At 61.4% G+C, this 22,111-nt stretch carries 23 protein-coding genes; 20 read left to right on the top strand and 3 right to left on the bottom strand.

Annotated features, from left to right (window positions below; all coding sequences use genetic code 11):
* Positions 1-65 precede the first annotated feature (65 nt).
* Entirely contained in the window at positions 66-500 is a 435-nt protein-coding gene (locus ANTHELSMS3_RS21705; RefSeq protein WP_157733604.1) for a hypothetical protein, read from the top strand.
* 6 nt (positions 501-506) lie between these two features.
* Here the strand turns inward: ANTHELSMS3_RS21705 and dprA are convergent, their stop codons facing one another.
* Both dprA and tldD read right to left on the bottom strand, forming a co-directional pair.
* Positions 507-1,706 carry a DNA-processing protein DprA gene (gene dprA / locus ANTHELSMS3_RS21710; protein WP_094036699.1) on the bottom strand — a complete coding sequence of 400 codons (1,200 nt, stop codon included), beginning with the start codon at positions 1,704-1,706 and terminating at the stop codon, positions 507-509.
* A gap of 281 nt (positions 1,707-1,987) precedes the next feature.
* On the bottom strand, positions 1,988-3,409 hold the full coding sequence (tldD, locus tag ANTHELSMS3_RS21715) for a metalloprotease TldD (RefSeq protein ID WP_094037293.1): 1,422 nt from the start codon (positions 3,407-3,409) through the stop codon (positions 1,988-1,990).
* Positions 3,410-3,588: 179 nt separating this feature from the next.
* Between tldD and coxB the strand changes: the two genes are divergently transcribed.
* The 11 genes from coxB to ANTHELSMS3_RS21770 all read left to right on the top strand — a co-directional run bounded on the left by coxB (position 3,589) and on the right by ANTHELSMS3_RS21770 (position 13,604).
* Positions 3,589-4,464: a cytochrome c oxidase subunit II gene (gene coxB / locus ANTHELSMS3_RS21720; RefSeq protein ID WP_094036700.1), complete on the top strand. Its 876-nt coding sequence runs from the start codon at positions 3,589-3,591 to the stop codon at positions 4,462-4,464.
* 79 nt (positions 4,465-4,543) lie between these two features.
* Entirely contained in the window at positions 4,544-5,479 is a 936-nt protein-coding gene (gene cyoE, locus ANTHELSMS3_RS21725) for a heme o synthase (protein WP_094037294.1), read from the top strand.
* Complete coding sequence (locus ANTHELSMS3_RS21730) at positions 5,476-5,646, top strand: cytochrome C oxidase assembly protein (RefSeq protein ID WP_094036701.1); 171 nt, start codon at positions 5,476-5,478, stop codon at positions 5,644-5,646. The genes cyoE and ANTHELSMS3_RS21730 overlap by 4 nt, the downstream gene beginning before the upstream one ends.
* Positions 5,636-6,217, top strand: coding sequence for a cytochrome c oxidase assembly protein (locus tag ANTHELSMS3_RS21735; RefSeq protein WP_094036702.1), 582 nt, complete (start codon positions 5,636-5,638; stop codon positions 6,215-6,217). Before ANTHELSMS3_RS21730 ends, ANTHELSMS3_RS21735 begins: the two co-directional genes overlap by 11 nt.
* 24 nt (positions 6,218-6,241) lie before the next feature.
* The gene (locus ANTHELSMS3_RS21740; RefSeq protein ID WP_094036703.1) at positions 6,242-7,081 is read left to right on the top strand and encodes a cytochrome c oxidase subunit 3; all 840 of its coding nucleotides are present in this window, start codon (positions 6,242-6,244) and stop codon (positions 7,079-7,081) included.
* A gap of 123 nt (positions 7,082-7,204) precedes the next feature.
* Entirely contained in the window at positions 7,205-7,882 is a 678-nt protein-coding gene (locus tag ANTHELSMS3_RS21745; RefSeq protein WP_094036704.1) for an SURF1 family protein, read from the top strand.
* A gap of 1 nt (position 7,883) precedes the next feature.
* Complete coding sequence (thrC, locus tag ANTHELSMS3_RS21750) at positions 7,884-9,272, top strand: threonine synthase (RefSeq protein ID WP_094036705.1); 1,389 nt, start codon at positions 7,884-7,886, stop codon at positions 9,270-9,272.
* Positions 9,269-10,531, top strand: a complete 1,263-nt coding sequence (locus ANTHELSMS3_RS21755) for a M16 family metallopeptidase (protein ID WP_094036706.1) — start codon at positions 9,269-9,271, stop codon at positions 10,529-10,531. The genes thrC and ANTHELSMS3_RS21755 overlap by 4 nt, the downstream gene beginning before the upstream one ends.
* Positions 10,531-11,115 (top strand): GNAT family N-acetyltransferase, encoded by a 585-nt coding sequence (locus tag ANTHELSMS3_RS21760; RefSeq protein ID WP_094037295.1) that lies wholly within the window; start codon positions 10,531-10,533, stop codon positions 11,113-11,115. The genes ANTHELSMS3_RS21755 and ANTHELSMS3_RS21760 overlap by 1 nt, the downstream gene beginning before the upstream one ends.
* A 129-nt stretch (positions 11,116-11,244) precedes the next feature.
* A complete protein-coding gene (locus tag ANTHELSMS3_RS21765; protein ID WP_094036707.1) occupies positions 11,245-12,072 on the top strand; it encodes an MBL fold metallo-hydrolase in 828 nt (275 codons plus the stop codon).
* 116 nt (positions 12,073-12,188) lie between these two features.
* Positions 12,189-13,604 (top strand): FAD-binding oxidoreductase, encoded by a 1,416-nt coding sequence (locus tag ANTHELSMS3_RS21770; protein ID WP_094036708.1) that lies wholly within the window; start codon positions 12,189-12,191, stop codon positions 13,602-13,604.
* 41 nt (positions 13,605-13,645) lie between these two features.
* Here the strand turns inward: ANTHELSMS3_RS21770 and ANTHELSMS3_RS21775 are convergent, their stop codons facing one another.
* A complete protein-coding gene (locus ANTHELSMS3_RS21775) occupies positions 13,646-14,524 on the bottom strand; it encodes a lytic transglycosylase domain-containing protein (protein WP_094036709.1) in 879 nt (292 codons plus the stop codon).
* Between the two features lie 359 nt (positions 14,525-14,883).
* On the opposite strand from ANTHELSMS3_RS21775, the gene ANTHELSMS3_RS21780 reads away from it, so the two are divergent.
* The 8 genes from ANTHELSMS3_RS21780 to ANTHELSMS3_RS21815 all read left to right on the top strand — a co-directional run bounded on the left by ANTHELSMS3_RS21780 (position 14,884) and on the right by ANTHELSMS3_RS21815 (position 22,110).
* The gene (locus ANTHELSMS3_RS21780) at positions 14,884-15,063 is read left to right on the top strand and encodes a hypothetical protein (RefSeq protein WP_094036710.1); all 180 of its coding nucleotides are present in this window, start codon (positions 14,884-14,886) and stop codon (positions 15,061-15,063) included.
* Positions 15,064-15,189: 126 nt separating this feature from the next.
* On the top strand, positions 15,190-15,369 hold the full coding sequence (locus tag ANTHELSMS3_RS21785) for a hypothetical protein (protein ID WP_094036710.1): 180 nt from the start codon (positions 15,190-15,192) through the stop codon (positions 15,367-15,369).
* Between the two features lie 108 nt (positions 15,370-15,477).
* A complete protein-coding gene (locus ANTHELSMS3_RS21790; protein WP_094036711.1) occupies positions 15,478-15,657 on the top strand; it encodes a hypothetical protein in 180 nt (59 codons plus the stop codon).
* Positions 15,658-15,848: 191 nt separating this feature from the next.
* The gene (cpaB, locus tag ANTHELSMS3_RS21795; RefSeq protein WP_094036712.1) at positions 15,849-16,703 is read left to right on the top strand and encodes a Flp pilus assembly protein CpaB; all 855 of its coding nucleotides are present in this window, start codon (positions 15,849-15,851) and stop codon (positions 16,701-16,703) included.
* 217 nt (positions 16,704-16,920) lie between these two features.
* Positions 16,921-18,354 carry a type II and III secretion system protein family protein gene (locus ANTHELSMS3_RS21800; RefSeq protein ID WP_094036713.1) on the top strand — a complete coding sequence of 478 codons (1,434 nt, stop codon included), beginning with the start codon at positions 16,921-16,923 and terminating at the stop codon, positions 18,352-18,354.
* 14 nt (positions 18,355-18,368) lie between these two features.
* Positions 18,369-19,025 (top strand): OmpA family protein, encoded by a 657-nt coding sequence (locus ANTHELSMS3_RS21805; protein ID WP_439098660.1) that lies wholly within the window; start codon positions 18,369-18,371, stop codon positions 19,023-19,025.
* 377 nt (positions 19,026-19,402) lie between these two features.
* Positions 19,403-20,656 carry an AAA family ATPase gene (locus ANTHELSMS3_RS21810; RefSeq protein WP_094036715.1) on the top strand — a complete coding sequence of 418 codons (1,254 nt, stop codon included), beginning with the start codon at positions 19,403-19,405 and terminating at the stop codon, positions 20,654-20,656.
* 14 nt (positions 20,657-20,670) lie between these two features.
* The gene (locus tag ANTHELSMS3_RS21815; RefSeq protein ID WP_094036716.1) at positions 20,671-22,110 is read left to right on the top strand and encodes a CpaF family protein; all 1,440 of its coding nucleotides are present in this window, start codon (positions 20,671-20,673) and stop codon (positions 22,108-22,110) included.
* Position 22,111: the final 1 nt, after the last annotated feature.

Consider the following 22,111-nt stretch of genomic DNA (forward strand, 5'->3'; position numbering starts at 1 on the left):
CCTGATCATGCTTCTCTACGGACGACTTCTACGCTTAGTATCAGGACATTCCGAGGAGGATTGCCATGTTCCGATTAGCCATGACGCTGGCTGCTGCCACCCTGACCATTGCGCCGTTTTCCGCCGCAGCGTGGGAGACGCCGCAGCGCGGGTCCGACCTGCGGACTCACCTGATGGATGCAATGCGGCCCCACGCCGAGTGGATCCTTGGCGCGCCGGTGTCCTTTGATGTGTCCGTCCTGCGGGTCGATGGCGACGTGGCTTTTGCTAGCCTGCATCCGATGCGGCCCGGCGGGCGCGAGATCACTGCCGGCGACATCCCGCAACGCCCTGGCTGGGACAATCCATTCGACTGGGGCGGTACCAATATACAGGCGCTTTACCAGCGATCCGGCAACACATGGGTTGCGGTGCATCATGCGACGGGCGCCACCGATGTCTGGTGGGCGGATCCCCAGTTCTGCCCGACATGGGGCACGGTGATCCCCGAGGTCTGCTGACCCTGGTTAGTTGCGCGGCACAAGTGATAACAACCCTCCGGGCTGGCGCTTGATCTGCCCGTCAAGTTCCAGATCGGTCAAGGCGGGCGACACCTTTCCGGCGGATGCGCCCAGATCCCGGATCAGTTGATCCTCGGCCAGGGGTGACGGCCCCAGCCGTTCAAGGATGCTCTGGTGCAAGGCAGCCGTTTCACGCAGCTTGCCCTTGGCTGAGGATTTAACCTGCCTTGCAGGGGGAGAAACGGATGGCACGGGGTCCGGCTCGGAGAGGTCAAATTGTGCCTGTTGAACCGCCGTCGAGGTGGCCTCAGCCGGGGGCAGCGCCTCAAGGATGTCTTCGACGTTGCGGATCAATCGCGCGCCGTCGCGGATCAGGAGATTGCACCCGCTGGCGCGCGCATCCATCGGATGGCCGGGCACGGCCAGCACCTCACGTCCCTGATCCAGCGCGGTGCGCGCAGTGATCAATGAGCCAGACTTGGCCGCGGCCTCAACAACCACGACCCCCCGCGACAGGCCGGAAACGATACGGTTGCGGGTAGGAAAGTGGCGTGCGACAGGCTGCATTCCGATGGGCTGCTCGCTGACACGGGCGCCGCCGTTGGCGGCTATGTCCTCGGCCAGTTTGGTGTTCTCCGAGGGGTAGAGCACGTCCACCCCGCCCGCCATGACTGCGATTGTTCCGGTCGGCAGCGCGCCCAAATGTGCGACCGTATCGATGCCGCGCGCCAATCCCGAGACAACCACATGGCCAGCAGCCCCTAGCCCTTCGGCCAGACGGCGGCCCATGCGTGTTCCCAGTGACGATGCGCTGCGTGCACCTACCAGCGCCACCTTGGCGCGGCGCAAGACGGTGCGATCCCCAACACCCCAGAGGATCGGGGGCGCATCAGAAATCTCTGCAAGCTCCTCCGGGTAATCAGACTCTCCACGGCAGACCATCCAAGCGCCAATACGTTGACCGGCGGCCAATTCCGCCTCAACCACACCCAGAGGACAGGATTCATAGCGGTCAACGCCAGCGGCCCGTGCGACACCGGGCAGCGCATCAAGCGCAGCCTCGGCACTGCCGTGTTCGGCGAGCAATCGCCAGAAGGTCGTCGGCCCGACGCGGCGCGAGCGCAAGAGACGGAGCCAAGCCACACGATGATCTTCCGTGGTGGGTGGGAGTGGGGGGTGAGTGGAAGAGTGAGTTTCGTCGCGCATCCTGACCCCGTCGTCTTGCTTAACGAGTCATAGCGGCAGGCTGGTTAACGGCAGGTAAATCGCGGCTCGAAATCCATGACTGCAAGGTCCAACCCACCGAATTATCCGAAAAACAGGTGAAAAGGCTGGCGCCTTGCAAAAACCGCCACACTACCCGCCGTCAAATCGCCGGTATGCACCGGCCTCAACCTGAGCGCCGAGTCGCCTCCGAAAGATTGTCGGGCTTTGATGGCGAACGCATATACGCCGCGCCAAAACCCTGAAACGGCCCAACCGGACCGTCAGGCCTGCGCGCCGCCCACGGTCAGGCCGCCGATCATGACCGTGGGCTGGCCTACACCAACCGGCACCCACTGGCCTTGCTTGCCGCAGTTTCCCATACCCGGATCAAGAGCCATATCGTTACCCAGTGCCCGGATTTGATTGAGCGCAGTCGCGCCGTCGCCGATCAGCGTGGCGCCCTTTACCGGCGCGCCAACCTTGCCGTCCTTGACCCGGTAGGCTTCTGTACAGCTGAATACGAACTTGCCGTTGGTAATGTCCACCTGACCGCCACCAAAGCCCACGGCCCAGATCCCGTCCTTGAGATCCGCGACAATATCCGCCGAATCGGCATCGCCGCCCAGCATGTAGGTATTAGTCATGCGCGGCATCGGAATATGGGCAAAGCTTTGTCTCCGTCCATTTCCCGTGGGCTGAACGCCCATCAAGCGAGCGTTCTGGCGGTCCTGCATATATCCCACCAACACGCCGTCCTCGATCAATACGTTCTTGCCAGAGGGCGTGCCCTCATCGTCGATAGTGATCGAACCGCGACGGTCGGGAATCGTGCCGTCATCCAGAACCGTGACACCTTTGGCCGCAACCCGCTGCCCCATCAGACCGGCAAAGGCCGAAGATCCCTTGCGGTTGAAATCGCCCTCTAGCCCGTGGCCGATCGCCTCGTGCAGCAGAATACCGGGCCAGCCGGGGCCAAGCACTATGTCCATGGCCCCTGCCGGGGCCGGTTCTGCCGTCAGATTCACCAGCGCGATGCGCAGCGCTTCGCGGGCCTTAGACTGCCAGTCCTGCGGGGCCAGCAATCCTTCGAGAGAGACCCTTCCGCCACCACCCGCAGTCCCGGACTCGCGGCGACCGTTGTGTTCGACGATGACTGAGACATTGACCCGGGTCATGGGGCGCGTGTCGCTGACCAGCGTGCCGTCGGCCCGCAGGATCGAAACCTCCTGCAAGGACGCCGCGATGGTTGCCGTAACTTGCACAACGCGCGGGTCCAGATCACGGGTATAGGCGTCGATCTCGCGCAGCACCTCCAGCTTGACCGGGAAACTGGCGCCGTCGATGGGGTCAGAATCGGTATAGAGCGTGCGGTTGGTGCCCGCCGGAGGCGGCGACATGACCCCGCCGCCGTCACCGATCGCCAGGCGCGCCGTATCCACCGCACGTTTCAGCGCATTCGCGCTGATTTCGGTCGCATGGGCATAGCCTGCCACCTCGCCTCGCACCGCACGCAGGCCGAATCCCTCGGACGAATCATAGCTGGCAGTTTTGACCCGCCCGTCGTCCAGCACCAATGATTCCGAGCGGGACCGTTCCAGAAACAGCTCGCCGTCCTCGGCACCGTTCAGTGCCGTACGCACCAGTTTGGTGGTATCCTCAAGGTCCAGATGGGTCTCGAACGGGCGAAAGGCAGAGGGGGTCATGTGCGTCTCCGGCTTGATCTGGATCAAAAAAGCGGCGGTTTGCCGCAAGGGCCGAGCTTTCCCGGCATACCGGAATATGATTTTAAGCAGGGCAGAACGCAATGGGAGGTGCGTGGACCATTCGGGTCCGCCGCCGTGGCCCTCCCGTGGACCACACTCGCAACCGATCAGGGTGAGACATGCAACGCAAATCGATGCTTCTGGGCCTTTTGAGTGCCTTCCTTGCTGCGCCGGCACTGGCGCAAGACCTTCCTGTGCTGGGCAAACCGCACGCCGGCGGAATGGGCTTTCAGCCCGCCGCGACCGAACTGGCCGCCGATCTTCAATGGCTGGACGGCATGGTGCTGGTGATCATCACCATCATCACCCTCTTCGTGACTGGTCTGCTGGCCTACGCCGCCGTCCGCTTCAACCGAAAGGCCAACCCAGTCCCCAAGGCCTTTACCCACAACTCGCCGCTTGAAGTGGCGTGGACCATTGGCCCGATTGTCATTCTGGTCTTTATCGGTGCCTTTTCGCTGCCGGTGCTGTTCAAGCAGCAGGAAATCCCTGAGGGCGACATCACTATCAAGGTGACCGGCTATCAGTGGTACTGGGGCTATGAATATGTCGGCACCGATCTGGCCTATGACGCCTACATGATCGGTTCCCCCGCCACTGGCGGTGACAACCGCATGTCCGCCGGGGTCGAAGAACAACTGGTCGATGCCGGTTATGACAAGAGCGACTTTTTGCTGGCCACCGATACCGCCATCGTCCTGCCCGTTGGCAAGACCATCGTGATGCAGGTCACCGGCGCGGACGTGATCCACTCCTGGACCATCCCGGCCTTTGGCGTGAAACAGGACGCCGTGCCCGGCCGTCTGGCAGAACTGTGGTTCACACCGCAAAAAGAAGGCGTGTACTATGGCCAGTGTTCGGAGCTGTGCGGCATCGCCCACGCCTACATGCCAATCACGGTCAAGGTTGTCAGCGAAGAAGCCTATGAGGCATGGCTGGCCGCGTCGATCGACGAAGGTGGCTACATCGACGTTCGGGCGGTACTGACCAACTGATTGCGGCGGGAGTTTCCCGCCCTACATCCAGAGCCATAAGGTGCGCCGCCTCGGCGCATCTTTTGCCAAGGAACCCATGATGAGCGACGCAAGCCTGCATTCCGACGCCTATGAGAACGAGGCCCAGTTCGGCGATTACTTCGCCCTGCTAAAGCCGCGCGTCATGACGCTGGTGGTGTTCACGGCCTTCGTGGGCCTGCTGGCGGCACCTGTCGCGGTGCATCCCTTTGTGGGCTTTTGCGCCGTTCTGTTCATCGCCGTCGGCGGCGGAGCCTCGGGCGCGCTGAATATGTGGTACGATTCGGACATCGACGCGGTGATGAAACGCACCGCCAAGCGCCCGATCCCCGCTGGCAAAGTCACCCGGGAAGAGGCACTGGCCATCGGGCTGACTCTGTCAGCCTTTGCCGTCATCTTTCTTGGTCTGGCGACCAACTGGGTTGCGGCGGGCCTGCTGGCCTTTACCATCTTCTTTTATGTCGTGATCTACACGATGTGGCTGAAACGTCTGACACCACAGAACATCGTGATCGGCGGCGCCGCCGGGGCCTTTCCCCCGATGATCGGCTGGGCCGCTGCAACGGGCGACATCTCCACCGCTTCGGTATTGATGTTCTGCCTGACCTTCCTTTGGACGCCGCCGCATTTCTGGGCGCTCGCCCTGTTTGTCCGTATGGACTATGACAACGCCACCGTGCCGATGCTGACCGTGACCCACGGTCGCCGCGCCACACGCCGCCATATCCTTGTCTACACCGTGCTATTGGCGGTCTTTGCTATCGGCCTTGGCTTTACTCAGGTGGGTGGGCCGGTCTATTTGGCGACGGCGCTCGTGTTGAATGCGCTGTTCCTGAAAGGGGCCGTGCAGATTGCCCGCCGTGACGAGGACGCAGCCGAGGCGGACAGCTACAAGACGGAAAGGAAGTTCTTCAAACTTTCGCTGCTCTACCTCTTCGCCCACTTCGGTGCGATACTGGTGGATGCAGGTCTTGATCGCGCGGGGGTTTGGGGATGAGCCTGAGCAAACAGCATGAACTGCACAAGCGCCGTCAGGGTCGCAACACCGGCGTCGGTCTGGTTCTCGCGGCTTTTGTCGTGATCATACTGGGATTGACCTATGTGAAGATCACGCAGGGCGGGCTTCAGATGCAGCCTGAACAGGGGGTGTCCGATGGCGGTTGACGGAAAACAGAAAACCCTTCTCCAAACGGTTGGCGTCGTGGTTCTCATGGGCGGCTTGGCCTGGGCCTCGGTGCCGTTTTACGACTGGTTCTGCAGGGTGACAGGCTTTGGCGGTACACCCAACGTGGCCACCGCTGCTGGCGACATTCTGGATCAGACGATCAAGGTCCGCTTTGACGCCTCCAAGGAACGCGGGATGCCGTGGGAGTTCAAACCCGTCGAACGGGAGATGACCATCCGCATCGGCGAACAAGGTCTGGCCTTTTATGAGGCGTATAACCCCACCAGCCGCCCGATCGCCGGGCAGGCCAGCTATAACGTGACCCCATACGAGGCGGGTGCCTTCTTTTCCAAGATCGACTGTTTCTGCTTCGAAGAGCAGGTGCTGATGCCCGGCGAACGGGTCATGATGCCGGTCAGCTTTTTCGTCGACCCGGGCATCGTGTCTGACCGCGACGCCAAACACACCGGCCACATTACGCTAAGCTATACTTTCTACGAGATCGACCTGCCCGAAGAGACGCAGGCCGCTCTTGACGCCAAAAGAGACGCAGACGCGTCCGTCAACTAACGCCAAACGAGGGAACGAACTGACATGGCGCATGCAAAGAACCACGACTACCACATTCTAAACCCCTCCATCTGGCCGCTTCTCGGCGCGGTCTTTGGCTTTGCCATGCTGTTCGGCGCAGTGGCCTGGATGTCTGGGGAAATGACAATCCTGTTCGAGGCGATCACGCTGAGCGGGCCTTGGCTGTTCCTGATCGGCTTTGTCGGCGTGCTGTACGTCATGTTCGGCTGGTGGTCTGAGACCGTCGTCGAAAACAAGGTTGGCGATCACACGCCTGTTGTGCTGATCGGCCTGCGCTACGGCTTTATCCTGTTCATCATGTCCGAGGTGATGTTCTTTTTCGCCTGGTTCTGGTCGTTTTTCAAACACGCCATGTACCCGATGGACCCCGATGGCAATTCGCCCGCCGTTGACGGTGTGTGGCCGCCTGCCGGGATCGAAACATTCGACCCGTGGCACCTGCCGCTGATCAACACGCTGATCCTGCTTTGCTCGGGTGCTGCCGCCACATGGGCGCACCACGCCCTAGTGCACGAGGACAACCGCAAGGACGTCAAGAACGGCCTGATCATCGCCATCCTGCTGGGCATGATCTTTACTGTGTTCCAGGCGTACGAGTACAGCCACGCGGCCTTTGGGTTCTCCGGCAACATCTATGGCGCCAACTTCTTCATGGCGACCGGGTTCCACGGCTTTCACGTTGTGGTCGGCACGATCTTTTTGTTCATCTGCCTGATGCGCATTCTGCGAGGCCACTTTACCGCCGACAACCATCTCGGGTTTGAGGCCGCCGCTTGGTACTGGCACTTTGTTGACGTGGTCTGGCTGTTCCTGTTCTGCGCCGTCTACATCTGGGGCGGCTAAGGACCGGCAGGCTGCAAACCATTCCTGTGTCCTAGGACAAGGATGGGTCTTGCACCCACGGCCTCACACGATAAACCAAGGCGCGCCCACATGGGCGCGCCTTTTCGTTTCGGAGCCCGCCTCTTGAACCGCTACATCGCCCCCCTTGTTCTTGGCCTGACCGGCATTGCCATCCTGCTGTGGCTGGGCACTTGGCAAATCCAGCGGTTGGCGTGGAAACAGGACATCCTGTCCGAGATCGAAACCACCATTGCGGATGCCCCCCAGCCCCTGCCCCGGCTTATCGACCCCGACGCGCAACGCTATCAGCCTGTCGAACTGACAGGAGAGATGGATGGCGATACCCTTGCGGTTCTAGTGTCTGTGAAACATCGCGGCGCGGGCTGGCGATTGATCTCGGCCTTCCATACCGACGACGGGCGGCGCATCCTGCTGGATCGCGGCTATGTTCCGGTCGACCAGAAAGACCTGCCGCTCTATGCAGGCCCCGCCACGATCCGGGGCAATCTGCACTGGACGGATGATCGCAATTCCTCCACCCCCGCCAACGATCCCGCCAAGAACATCTGGTACGCCCGCGACATCGGCCCGATGGCCGAAGCGCTGGACACTGAACCCCTGCTGGTCATCGTTCGTGACATGTCTCCCGCCGACTCCGGCGTGACGCCGTTGCCCGTCGACACCGACGGCATCCCGAATGATCACTTGCAATATGCCATCACGTGGTTTTCGCTCGCCGCGGTCTGGCTCATCATGACTGGCGTCTGGATGCGGCGTCTCAAGACAGGCAAGGAGTCCTGACATGCGTTACATTTCGACCCGGGGGCAGGCCCCCGCGCTGACATTCGAAGAGGCCATGCTGTCCGGTCTGGCCCGCGACGGTGGACTGTATGTCCCCGAAACCATCCCGCAGATGAGCGCCGATGACATCCGCGCCCTGCACGGTCTTAGCTATGAGGAAACCGCCTTTCGCGTGATGCGCCCCTTTGTGGGCGATGGGTTCACCGATGAGGTTTTTGCCGATCTGATCGCCAAGGCCTACGCCGGGTTCGAACACAACGCCCGCGCGCCAATGGTACAAATCGCGCCGGGGCATTTCCTGCTGGAACTGTTCCACGGCCCCACGCTGGCCTTCAAGGACTTCGCCATGCAGCTGATCGGCCAGCTGTTCCAAGAGGCGTTGGAACGACGTGGAGAGCGTGTGACCATCGTCGGCGCGACCTCTGGTGACACCGGCTCTGCTGCCATTGAGGCGTTCAAAGGGCTCGACAATGTCGACGTCTTTATCCTCTACCCGCATGGTCGCGTGTCAGAAGTGCAGCGCCGCCAAATGACCACGCCGGCCGAGGCCAATGTCCATGCGCTGGCGATGGATGGCCATTTCGACGATTGCCAAGCCCGCCTCAAAGACATGTTCAACCACTTTGAATTCCGCGACACGGTGCGGCTGGCGGGTGTGAACAGCATCAACTGGGCGCGCGTTCTGGCGCAGGTGGTCTACTACTTCTCCTCCGCTGTCAGCCTTGGCGCGCCGGACCGCAAGGTCAGCTTTACGGTGCCCACCGGCAACTTTGGCGATATCTTTGCAGGCTACATCGCCAAGCGTATGGGCCTGCCCATCGACCGGCTGGTGGTCGCCACAAACCAGAACGACATCCTGCACCGCTGTCTGTCGTCAGGTGAATATGCCACATCAGAGGTGCATCCCTCAATCAGCCCCTCGATGGACATTCAGGTCAGTAGCAACTTTGAGCGCGCGCTGTTCGACGCCTATGGCCGCGACGGCAATGCCGTGGCGCAGTTGATGGATGAACTCAAAACCGGTGGCTTTAACGTCAGCCAGGGTGCGCTGCAAACGCTACGCGAACATTTCGACTCTGGCCGGGTGTCCGAGGAACAGACGCTGGAAACCATCCGCAGCGCCAATGCCACGATGGGCGAACTGCTTTGTCCGCATTCCGCCATCGGCGTGCGCGTGGGTGAGGACATGCGCGACCCGGCAACGCCGATGATCACGCTGGCCACCGCCCATCCGGCCAAGTTCCCTGATGCGGTTGAAAAGGCCAGCGGCATTCGCCCCCCTCTTCCAAATCGCATGGCGGACCTTTATGAGCGTTCGGAACGAGTAACCCGGGTCGAAAACGACCTCACCGCCCTAGAGACCCTCATTCAGGAGCGTATTGCCAAGTGACCGTCAAACTCGCCACCCTCTCCAACGGATTGCGTATTGTGACCGAAAACATGCCGGGCCTTCAATCGGCGGCTGTTGGTCTCTGGGTCACGGCAGGCGGACGCCATGAGCGGGTCGAGCAGAACGGCATTGCACACTTTCTTGAGCATATGGCCTTTAAAGGGACCAAGCGGCGCAGCGCATTGCAGATCGCCGAGGCGATCGAGGATGTGGGCGGCTATATCAACGCCTATACCTCGCGTGAGGTGACGGCCTATTACGCCCGCGTTCTGAACGCGGACGTCGGTCTGGCGGTGGACGTGATCGCCGACATCCTGCGCAACCCGGTCTTCGACCCCGCAGAGATCGAGGTCGAGCGTCATGTGATCCTCCAGGAAATCGGTCAGGCGCATGACACGCCCGACGATGTGATCTTTGACTGGCTGCAGGAAAAGGCCTACCCGGATCAGCCCATCGGGCGCACCATTCTGGGCGAAACCGCACGCGTTGAGGCGTTCAACCGCGACGACCTCGCGGCTTTCGTCAATGAACACTACGGCCCGGACCAGATGATCCTGTCTGCCGCCGGCGGCGTCGATCACGACGCGCTGGTGAAACAGGCCGAAGATCTGTTTGGCGACATGATCCCGCGCAGCGCGCTGAGTGCCGACGCAGCCCGTTTTCACGGCGGCGAGGCGCGGCGCACCAAGGATCTGGAACAGGCACATCTGGCGCTGGCGTTTGAGGCCCCCGGCTATCGCGATCCGGCTTTCTATGCTGCGCAGATTTATTCTGTTGCTTTGGGTGGCGGCATGTCCTCGCGCCTGTTTCAGGAAATCCGCGAGAAACGCGGCCTCTGCTACACGATCTTTGCCCAAAACGGGGCCTATGCCGACACCGGCATGACCACGATCTACGCAGGCACCTCTGGCGCGGAAATGCCCGAACTCATCAACCTGACCATAGATGAGATGAAGCGCGCCACTGAGGACATGAGCGACGCCGAGGTTGAGCGCGCCCGCGCCCAGATGAAGGCAGGCCTGCTGATGGGTCTCGAAAGCCCCTCGTCCCGCGCCGAACGCAGCGCCCGCATGATCCAGATCTGGGGCGAAGTACCGGAAATCGAAAAGACCGTCGCCAAAATTGACGCGGTCAGCCGAGCTGACGTGCTGCGCTTTGCCGAAGAACAGGCCGCTCAGGCCGCCGCTGCGTTGGCACTGTATGGCCCGGTGGACAAGGCCCCTACCCTTGCGGACGTGCAGGCGCGCCGGGCGGCATGATGCTGGCGTTCCGGCGCAAGGTACGGCTAGAGACAGAGCGGCTGACCCTGCGCCCGCCGATCCACTCTGACTATACGCCCTGGTCGCTTCTGCGCCGCGAAAGCCAGGAGTTCCTGACCCCGTGGGAGCCGTCCTGGGCCCCGGATCACCTGACGCGCAAAGCCTTTACCAACCGCGTCTACTGGGCGTCACGGTCTATCGGCTCTGGCACCGCTCTGCCGATGTTTGTGATCCGCCGCGACGATCAGGCCTTGATGGGCGCGATCACGCTGGACAATATCCGTCGTGGCCCGGCGCAGGCGGGAACGCTGGGCTATTGGGTTGGCGAACGTTACACGCGGCAAGGTTACATGTCCGAGACCATCGCCGCCATGGTCCACTATGCCTTTGAACACATGGGGCTGAGCCGGCTTGAGGCCGCCTGTCTTCCCGAAAACGTCGCCTCACGCGGGTTGCTGGAACAGTCGGGTTTCAAATACGAAGGCGTCGCACAAAGCTATTTGCAGATCAACGGGCGCTGGCGGACCCATGTTCTGTACGCTGCGCTCCGGATTGACAGACGCGGACGCACCGACATCGGCTGATCCGTGCCGCGTGCATGATTTACCGGCAGCCGCTCTGCCCCTTCTCCGATCCACGCAGTTATGCATTTGGCAAATCGCGTCCGCGCGTTACCCTCCCGGCATTCATAGTGCCAGCCGTAGGAGTGTCCGATGATCCGCCTCGCCGCCGCCATGCTCTGCCTTCTTGCCAGCGCCCTCAACGCGCAGGAACAGCGCCGCCCCAGCCACTGCATCGCCATCGCCGACGCAGCACCCGGAATGAAATACCTGCACAAGGCCAGTTGGACAGATCCAATCCCCGACTACAGCGTGCGCATCCACTACATTGCCCACGCGTCCTTTATGATCCAGACCCGCGGCGGGCTGGAGGCGGTGACCGATTTCAACGGCTTCATTGGCAACACGCGGCTGATTCCCGACGTCGTGACCATGAACCACGCCCACAGCACCCACTGGACCAATGCATTGGACCCGGCGATTCCGCATGTGCTGCGCGGCTGGGGGGAGGAGTTTGGCAGTGGGATCGACCATCACCTCGATCTGGGCGAAATGCTGATCCGCAACGTCTCGACCGACATCCGCTCGGCCTATGGTGGCGATGAGCCAAACGGCAACTCGATCTTCATCTTCGAGGTCGAAGGCCTGTGCATCGCACATCTGGGCCATCTCCATCATGAACCCACCTCGCGGCAATACGCAGCCCTTGGGCGCGCGGACATCCTGATGGTGCCGGTGGACGGTGGGATGACAATTCCGCTTGCAACGGTGGAAAGGATCGTGGACCGGCTGAAAAGCTCAGTCGTGATCCCGATGCACTGGTTTTCGGGCTATGCGCTGGAACAGTTCCTCACCAGCGTCGACGACACCTTTGCCATCGACAAGCGCGATGGTGCCGCGCTGGAAATCTCTTTGCGCGATCTACCTTCGCGGCCCACGGTTATTGTCTTGCAACCCGCCTACCTAAGAGACCCGGACTGACGACCCACGCGCTTCTTTGCATTTCTTTTTGATGCAAATTCTCCGGGGCGTGTGTGGGTCTGGCCCCTCACGTCCGGCCATGCCACAAACGCATCCAACTTTGCCCGGAGACCTCCATGCCACTCGCCCCCGCCGATGACGCCTTTGCCAACCGATTGGGAAAGATCCTGCCCGCCGAGACGCTGCGCCCGGCAGAGCCGCGCTTCCTCGAAGAACCGCGTGGACGCTGGACCAGTACCGCAACTTGGGTCGCCCTGCCACGCGACGTCGATGAGGTCGCGGCAATCGTGACCTCCTGCGCCACCGAGCGGGTCGGCCTCGTCCCCTTTGGCGGCGGCACCGGCCTTGTGGGCGGGCAGTTACACCCCGATGGCCCGGCGCCTCTGGTGATTTCGCTGGAACGGATGTCCGCAATCCGCGCCGTCCATCCACAAGAAAGCGTCGCCGTGGTCGAGGCAGGGGCGATTTTGGCCGACGTGCAACGCGCCGCTGAAGAGGCCGACCGGCTTTTCCCTCTGTCGCTGGCCTCCGAAGGATCGGCGCAGATCGGCGGGCTGCTCGGCACCAACGCGGGCGGCGTCAACACGCTACGCTATGGCAATGCACGCGATCTGGTGCTGGGATTGGAGGCGGTCCTGCCCGACGGATCGATCTGGCACGGCCTGAAACGTCTGCGCAAGGACAACACCGGCTACGACCTGCGTCACCTGCTGATCGGCGCCGAAGGCACTCTGGGGATCATCACGGCCGCCAGCCTGAAACTCGTCCCGCGTCCCACCAACATCGGGACGGCGCTGATGACCGTGCCCTCCCCCGAGGCGGCGCTGGCGTTGTTGGCCTTGGCACGTGGACAACTGGGCGAGACGATAAGTGCGTTTGAGTTGCTGAACCGTACCGGGTTTGACTTTCTAGCCGAAACATTGCCCGACCTGCGCCAGCCTTGGAACACCGCGCCGGACTGGTCAGTGTTGATCGAGATCGGGCAAAGTGCGGGCTCTGACCCTGCCTCAGCCTTGGAAGACGTCTTTGCCGAGGCCTTTGAGGCCGGTCTGGTTTCGGACGGGATCGTCGCGCAGTCGGTTGGGCAGTCCCAAGATCTCTGGACCCTGCGCGAACACATCCCCGAGGCAAACCGGCGTATTGGGGCGGTGTCGAGCCATGACATTTCCGTCCCGCTGGGCTTGATTCCCGATTTCATCACCCGCGCCGGGGCCGCGCTTGCGGCCTTGGGCGACTGGCGGATCAACTGCTTCGGTCATGTGGGGGACGGCAACCTGCACTATAATGTCTTTCCTGCGGCGGGGCGCACCCCCGAGGATCACATCAATCAGCGCGACGCGATCAAGGCCTGCGTACACGACCTTGTGCATGAGCTTGGCGGGTCGATCAGCGCCGAACACGGCATCGGTCGGCTCAAGGTCGACGATCTGGAACGCTACGGCGACCCGGCCAAACTGGCAGCGATGCGGGCGATCAAGGCAGCGCTGGACCCCAAGGGTATCATGAACCCCGGCGCGGTCTTGCGGGCCTGAGTTAGGGCGAGGTCCCGGAACACGTCCGGGACGGTCGCGTTCTACGGCGACATCACCCGAAAGACGCAACCGTCAGAGATCAATTCCGGCGGTGTTATGCACAGGCCCCGCGCCACGCTGAAGGCGGCCAGCACCTTGGGAACATAGTCGCGGGTCTCGGCATAGGGCGGGACGCCGCTGTGCTTTCCTATAGAGTTCTCTCCGGCGTTGTACCCTGCCAGCACCAAGATCGGATCGCCATCGAACTTTTCCATCAGAAAATCGAGGAACGCGACACCGCCCCGGATGTTCTGCGTCGCGTCATATGCGTCCTTGACGCCGAAACGCTCTGCCGTGGCGGGCATCAACTGCATCAGCCCCTGTGCGCCTGCCTTGCTTTTTGCACGCGACTCTCCGGCTGATTCGACGGCAATCACCGCAAGCGCCAGCGCGGGCGACACCCGCGTCCCAACAGTCTCTCTCAGCAGATCGACACCATGCGCCTGCGCGATCTCCTGCAACCCCTGCAGGCGTGGCGCACCAACGCTTTGCCCCTCTGGGCCTTTGGTCAATGTGGCCAGCGCTGGCGACAGTCGGCCCGGCCCGGTCGACGTGACTTCGGGCGAGACCGTGTTCCAGAACCATGCATAACTGCCCAGCGGGACAGCGGGCGCACCGGCAATGACACCTGTCACCACGCCGGTCTGCGGCGCGGGGGTGGGCGCGGGCGCGGATGGCAACGGCGGAGCAACCGCAGGATTCGCGCGCGGCGCAATCTGTACGGTGATCCGCTTCTTGGTTCCGGATTCGGGCGGTTTGACCCGTTTGAAGGTGAAATCCTTGAATGCCGGGGGAGGACTGGCTGCCTCCTGCGCCTGTACACCCGACGCACAGATCAAATTGGCCGCAATTGCGGCGCTCAATAGCGTTCTGACGACCATGGGCCTGCTCGATCCCTGTTTTTCGGTCCTTGTTATTCTCATTCTCGCACAATCCGACTGAATTATCTATCAGTGTTGCGCTTTGGAAAACCATAACGGGCATTAGCAGGGGTCTCCAGGCCGCACCTTTGCCGGCCGGTCCACCTCGGAATAATTTTTCTTATTACAAAGCAGTCGCTTAACGAATTATCAGTCAAAAAAGTGCGACGCTCCAAAATCAAACCATTCGAGCCACACTCTCGCCCCAAACCACCGGCAATTTACAGTCATACCGACGACGGACAGGGCAAGTTGAGAGAGGCCCGCGACGATCCCGAGACGGTGAATGTGAAAAAGCACAGATCTACGGAGAGAGAACAATGATCAACTTCATCAAGAACTTCCGCAAGGACGAAGACGGCGCAGTTACGGTTGACTGGGTCGTCCTGACCGCAGCCGTTGTGGGTCTGGCCGTGGCCGCCTACTCGACCATCGAAACCAACTCGCAGGCGCTGATCGACGCAGCCGCTGCTCGTGTGGCTCTCGAAAACGACTTCTAAGTCGGCGGCGGCGTAACCGCCGCGCACCACAAGGCGCGCCCCTCAGGCGGCGCGCCACCTACCCAAACCCGCGACCACAACGGTCGCTTTACATAGCGACCGACAGGTCGAACCGGAGAAAACCACATGATCAACTTCATCAAAAACTTCCGCAAAGACGAAGACGGCGCAGTTACAGTTGACTGGGTCGTCCTGACCGCAGCCGTCGTGGGCCTGGCCGTGGCCGCCTACTCGACCATCGAAACCAACTCGCAGGCCCTGATCGACGCAGCCGCTGCTCGTGTGGCTCTCGAAAACGACTTCTAAGTCTTCTGATCGCGTGACGATCAGCTGAAGACCAGGCGCGTGCTGCGGTGCGCGCCTTTTTCACACCCGCATGTCTCGACGTGCGGCCCCCAGCCCCGGAGTTACACCATGCGCGTTCTGCTCAGTGCCTTTCTAAAAAAGGAAGATGGTGCCGTGACCGTGGATTGGGTCGTTCTGACTGCGGCCATCGTGGGTCTCTGCATCGCTGCCTATACCGCTGCGGAAACCGCCACGCTTGGCCTGCGCGACGGCGTGTCCGCCGAACTGGTGCGCCAGAACGATTTCTGACCCCTGCTGCCACGCAACCTTTGGGCGGCCCGGTATTCGGGCCGCCTATCGCTGTGCAACGGCCGCTTGGCGGGACAGGGGCAGGTCGCCAAAGCGCCCTGCCCCTGTCCCGTTCTTGCCGCAATTGGGGGGCAGTCTGATCCAAAGCCGGTCCGCCGGACAATGCAGTGACATTCCAAGTGAGGTAACCCATGCGACTCGTATTCGGACTTGTGCTCATCGCCGGCCTCGCCCTGGCGGGCTTTGCCGTCTACATGGCGCAGAATTACATCGGTGCATATGAAAGTGCGCTGGCGCAGGAACGCGCCAAATCCGGCACCTCTGTGCCCGTCAAAGAGGTCTACGTCACAACTCGCGCCATTAGCTACGGCGAGGAGATCACCAAAGAGGATGTGGTCCTGACACCCTGGCCGAAACAGGCCCTGCCAGAAACGTTCTTCGACGCGGAAAACCCGTTCTTCGTAGTCGGAGAGGGCGCGCGCCTTGCCATGCGGCCAATCGAAAAGGCCGAAGTCCTGATGGCCGTCAAGGTTTCAGAGCCCGGCGGCGATGCCGGTCTGACCTCACGTTTGGCGCGCGGACAGCGTGCCTTTGCCATCAAGGTCGATGTGGCCTCAGGCGTGTCCGGCTTTTTGCGCCCGGGTGACCGGGTTGACGTCTACTGGACAGGCCGCCTGCCGGGAGAAATCGGCGAACGGTCCTCTGGCGAAGTGACCAAACTGATCCAAACGGGTATCAATCTGATCGCCATCGACCAGACATCCGACACCGAATACAACACCGCCACCATCGCGCGCACCGTGACTGTCGCGGCCAGCCCGCAGCAGGTTGCCGCGCTGGCACAGGCCCAATCGACCGGAAAACTGTCTCTGTCGCTGATGTCCCAGCTGGACGATACAGTCGCCGAGGCCATTGAGGTCGATCAGCTATCCTTGCTGGGCATCACGACTGAAGAACGGGTTGAAAAAGCGATATCCAAGACCTGCACCACCCGGGTGCGCCGCGGCGCCGACGTGGTCGAGATCCCGATCCCCTGCACCAACTGAACGCCGTTTCAGTGGGCGAATTCAACCGCTTGCCTCACACAGGCCCCTGCTATCGCGGGGGCCTTTTGTGTGTGCCAAAAACCAGTCTGTTGCGGGTTATCCACATAAGTGCCCGCCCTGAACCCATTGATTCTTGCATAAAAACAAGAATTGCCGCATGTTTGGGAAAAGGCAGGCGCTAGACCTGCGACCGAGGCGTGATCGAGAGGCAGGTCACATGAAAATTGACAGATTCCTTAAGGCGGCTCTACTGGGCCTGTCGTTGACGGCTGCGCCGTTTGCGGGTGAGGTGCAGGCAGACACGCTGCGCATCCTGCGCAACGGTTCGCAACCGGTGTTGAATGTTCCGATGAACCGGGCGCTGGTCGTCGAAAGCGACCTGCCCTTTGCAGAGCTTTCCATCGCCAATCCCGCCATCGCCGACATTTCGTCGCTGAACGACCGAAACATCTATGTTCTGGGCAAATCGCCGGGGACAACGACGCTGACCATTCTGGATGCGGCGGGTGAGTTGATCACCAACGTCGATATCCGGGTCTCGCCCGATGTGTCCGAGTTCAAGGAACGTCTGCGGCAAATCCTGCCGCAGGAAAAAATCGAAGTGCGCACTGCAAACGACGGCATTGTCCTGTCGGGCACTGTCACCTCAACCGGGCGCATGCAGCGAGCGCTGGATCTTGCCGAACGGTACGCTCCTGAGCGTGTCTCGAACCTGATGTCAGTCGGTGGTGTTCAGCAGGTCATGCTGAAGGTCCGCTTTGCCGAAATGGAACGCACGGCGGCCAAGATGCTGCGCACCTCTCTGGCCACGGGCGGATCGGTTCTGAACGGCGATCTGGGACTTGAACTGGGCACCGGAAACGCCGCCTCGCTGGCCGATGTGGACGCGGTGGCCAACAAGCTGGCACCCAAAGGCATCGACGTCGAGGGCGCAGTGCTGTTCGGCTTCAACGCTGGCGGTCTCGAAGTGGGCATCATGCTCGAATCGCTGGAACGCAAAGGCGTTGTCCGCACACTGGCGGAACCGAACCTAACCGCCCTTTCGGGCCAAGAAGCGAAATTCCTGGCGGGTGGCGAGTACCCGATCCCGGTCAGCCAGCAAAACAACACGATCACCATCGAATACAAACCCTTTGGTGTTGAGCTGAACTTTATTCCTCGGGTGATCGACGGCGATCTGATCAATCTTGAACTTGAAGCAGCGGTTTCGTCCATCGACACCGGCAACGCCATTGTTCTGTCGGACATTTCCGTCAACGCCTTCAAGCGACGCGAGACCTCGACCACGGTGGAACTGCGCGATGGCGAGAGTTTTGCCATTGCCGGTCTGTTGATGGATGACTTCACAGACAGCAATTCCCAGCTTCCTTGGCTGGGCGATGTGCCGGTTCTGGGCGCGCTGTTCCGCAGTGCTGAATTTGAACGCTCACAATCCGAACTGGTGATCATCGTGACACCGCATCTGGTGACCCCGACGCGGGGCGAATACTTTGCCCTGCCCACCGACCGCGTTGTCCCACCGACCGAACGTGACCTGTTCCTGCGCGGCAAAGTGGCCGGCAAACCCGGCGGCAACATTCCGAAAACCGGGGCGGCGGGCGAAGTGGCCAAACAGGACTTCACCGGGTCTTATGGATATGTGATGGACTGATGCAGAGGCGCAAAATGACCAGGTTTCCGATAACCGCCGCCCTCGCAATGGGCCTTGTGATCGCCGGGTGCAGCAAGACACCGGAAGGGTTCGACCGTCCTGCGGGCGCGCTGATCGACACGGGCCATTTTGGCAATGCGACGATGAACAACCACCAGCTGATGACCGGCGAAAAGCAAATCATCTACGATATGTCGCAGCGGTTTGCCTCTGAGGTCATGACAACGGTCAACTTTGCCTTCAACAGCGCCGAGCTTGACCACGGCGCACGCGATACCCTGCGCGAACAGGCACAGTGGATTCGCCAATTCCCCGAGATTCGCTTTCGCGTCTACGGTCACACCGACAAGGTTGGCGGCGATGCGTTCAACAAGCGGCTGGGATTGCGCCGGGCGCATGCGGTTGTGAACTATCTTGCCAGCCAGGGCATCAGCAAGTCGCGGCTGGAGGCGGTTGTTTCATACGGTGAAACCCAACCCCTGATCGTGACAGAGGGGCGCGAGCGGCGCAACCGGCGCACGGTGACAGAGGTTTCAGGCTTTGTCGCGCGTCACCCGACGGTGATGGACGGCAAATATGCCGAAGTCATTTACCGCGAATATATCCGCAGCGCGGAACCTGTATCCGGTTTGACCGGACTTCAGGGACAGGATCTGGCTGTCACCCAGTAAGACGGCCAAGCAGACGACACCGCGACAAGGGGCCATTTGGCCCCTTTTTGCTGTCCGGTTAGCGCCGCGTGCACCTGCCGTTTTTTCGGCCAACGGCCAAGGACGGATAGGGTTTTTGCGCAGCCCGCAGCAACACACCTATAAATTGTTCGCGATTTTCGGTTGACCGCCAGGCGGGCGCGATGGCCCCGCAAGACCCCGCTTCGGTCCTCGTTCACCGCACAATTTCGGTTTTTTGGCCCAAATGTTGCCTCGTTTGTGGGGGAATGTCCCCTTGGAGAACCAGTGCGTGCCGCGACCCGAGTCGCGCACCGCGGGACCGGGGGACACCGCTGCGCCACGTCCACCCGATCCGGCAAACTTAGAGGACGACAGGCATGACGAACGCGACATCACAGCAAATGGAGCCAGCGCCGATCGTGGCCTGCACGATCAGCCGCGATGTCCAGAACTTCGACCTGCTGATCGACGACATGGAGGCCCTCCTGGGCGAAGGCTGGGGCGACCTTGGCTTTGACGAGGCCGCTGCGTTTCTGCGCCAGCCCGATGCCCAGTCGCTAGAGTTTGTCGCCATGGCGATCGACGCCATAGACGAACCTGACCTGCCCATGCTGACCAATGTGATCCGCGCGGCCAAGGAAAACGGCGTCAAGGTGATCCTGATCGCAGAGGACGTCACCCCCGCCTCGCTGCATCATCTGTTGCGTGACGGAGCGGATGAATTTGTGCCCTACCCCCTGCCCGAGGGCGAACTTGCGGGGGCGCTGGAGCGTCTGCGCCAACCTGCTCCTGCGGCTGCACCCGCCGCGCCTGCGCCCGGTGCCGGGTCCGAAGCGGTCAAACTTTCGGGCGGCGGCGACGGTGTTCTGATTGGCATACACGGATTGGCGGGCGGTGTCGGGGCGACCACGCTGGCGGTCAACCTCGCCTATGAACTGGCCGTCGGCGGCAAAGACAAACAGCCCAAAGTGTGCTTGATCGACCTTGGTCTGCAATTCGGATCGGTCGCCACCTATCTTGACCTGCCGCGCCGCGAGGCGGTCTTTGAAACCTTGTCCGACATCGAATCGATGGACGGTGACGCCTTTGCCCAGGCGCTGGTCAGCTTTGAAGACAAGATGCAGGTGTTTACCGCGCCCACCGATATCCTTCCGCTGGACATCATCGGCCCACCTGAAATCAAGAAACTACTGAACATAACGCGAGAGCATTTCGACTATGTCATTGTCGACATGCCGTCGACGTTAGTCCAGTGGACCGAAACCGTCCTAACGGAATCCCAGCTGTATTTTGCGCTGATCGAACTCGACATGCGGTCGGCGCAAAACACGCTGCGCCTGAAACGCGCACTGCAATCCGAAGAACTGCCGTTCGAAAAGATCCGGTTTGCACTCAACCGCGCACCGAAGTTCACCGATCTGCAAGGCAAGAGCCGAGTCAAACGCCTGGCCGACAGTCTGGCCATCGCGCTGGATGTGCAGCTGCCGGACGGCGGTCGCACCGTGATGCAGGCCTGCGACCATGGCATGCCGCTGGCCACCCATGCCGCCAAGAACCCGCTCCGCCGCGAGATCGTCAAGCTTGCACAACAGCTTAATGCCATCGGCGCCAGTGATGCCGAGGCCGCCTGATAACGAGGACCGTGATGTTTTCGCGCTATAAAAAACCTGCCGCGCCAGACGCGACACCTGTCAAACCTGCAGCCCCCGCCCCGACCCCAGCGGCGACCGCCGCCAAACCCGCCGCGTCACGACGCAAGGTGGCACCCACGGTCGCCGCTCAGGCCGGGCCAGTCGACAAAGAGAAAAAGCGCAAGGAGCGGTTGGGCGAAATCAAGCTGGAGTTGCACCGCGCCCTGCTGGAAAATCTCAATCTTGCTGCGCTGGACAAGGCATCCGAGGGCGATCTGCGCGAGGAAATCAGCTCAATCGCGCAGGAAACGCTGCAGGACAAAGGCGTGGTGCTGAACCGCGATGAGCGGCGCGCCATGATGGCCGACCTCTACGATGAGGTGAAGGGACTTGGCCCCCTCGAACCACTGCTCAAGGATGAGAATATCTCGGATATTCTGGTCAACGGTCCGCACCAGATCTTTATCGAACAAAACGGCAAACTGACACTGTCGGATGTGACGTTCAAAGATGAACGCCACCTGATGCGGATCATCGACAAGATCGTCTCTGCCGTCGGTCGCCGCGTCGATGAATCAAACCCCTATGTCGACGCCCGTCTGCAGGACGGATCACGTTTCAACGCCATGGTGCCACCCGTGGCCATCGACGGCAGCCTTGTGTCCATTCGTAAGTTCAAGAAGGACAAGCTGGGCATCGACGATCTGGTGAACTTCGGCGCCTTTACAGAGGAAATGGCCGTCTATCTTCAGGCCGCCGTGGCGACCCGTTTGAACATCATCGTCTCCGGCGGTACGGGTTCGGGCAAGACCACCACGCTCAACGCGCTGTCGTCCTTCATCGACGATGCCGAACGCATCCTGACCATCGAGGACACCGCCGAACTTCAGCTACAACAGTCCCATGTGGGCCGGATGGAAAGCCGCCCGCCCAACGTCGAGGGCAAAGGCGCCGTCACCCCGCGCGACTGCCTGAAGAACGCCCTGCGGATGCGTCCCGACCGGATCATCGTCGGCGAGACGCGCGGCGAGGAAGTCATCGACATGTTGCAGGCCATGAACACCGGCCACGACGGGTCCATGACCACGATCCACGCCAACAGCGCCCGCGACGGTGTCGCGCGTCTGGAAAACATGATCGCCATGGCGGGCATCGAAATGCCGCTCAAGGCGATGCGCAGCCAGATTTCCTCGGCTGTGAACCTGATCGTGCAGGCCAGCCGCCTGCAGGACGGCTCTCGCCGGATGACCTCAATCACCGAGATCACCGGCATGGAGGGCGACGTAATTTCCATGCAAGAATTGTTCCGCTTTCAGCGCGTCGGCCTGACCCCCGACAACAAGATCCTTGGCCATTTCACCGCCACCGGCGTGCGCAGCGCCTATGCGGAGCGCTTCCGCATGTGGGGCTATGACGTGCCCGCCTCGATCTACGAACCCTTCAGACCGGAGTAAG

It is taken from the genome of Antarctobacter heliothermus (genome assembly GCF_002237555.1).
In the GTDB taxonomy this organism is placed as follows: Bacteria; Pseudomonadota; Alphaproteobacteria; order Rhodobacterales; family Rhodobacteraceae; genus Antarctobacter; species Antarctobacter heliothermus_B.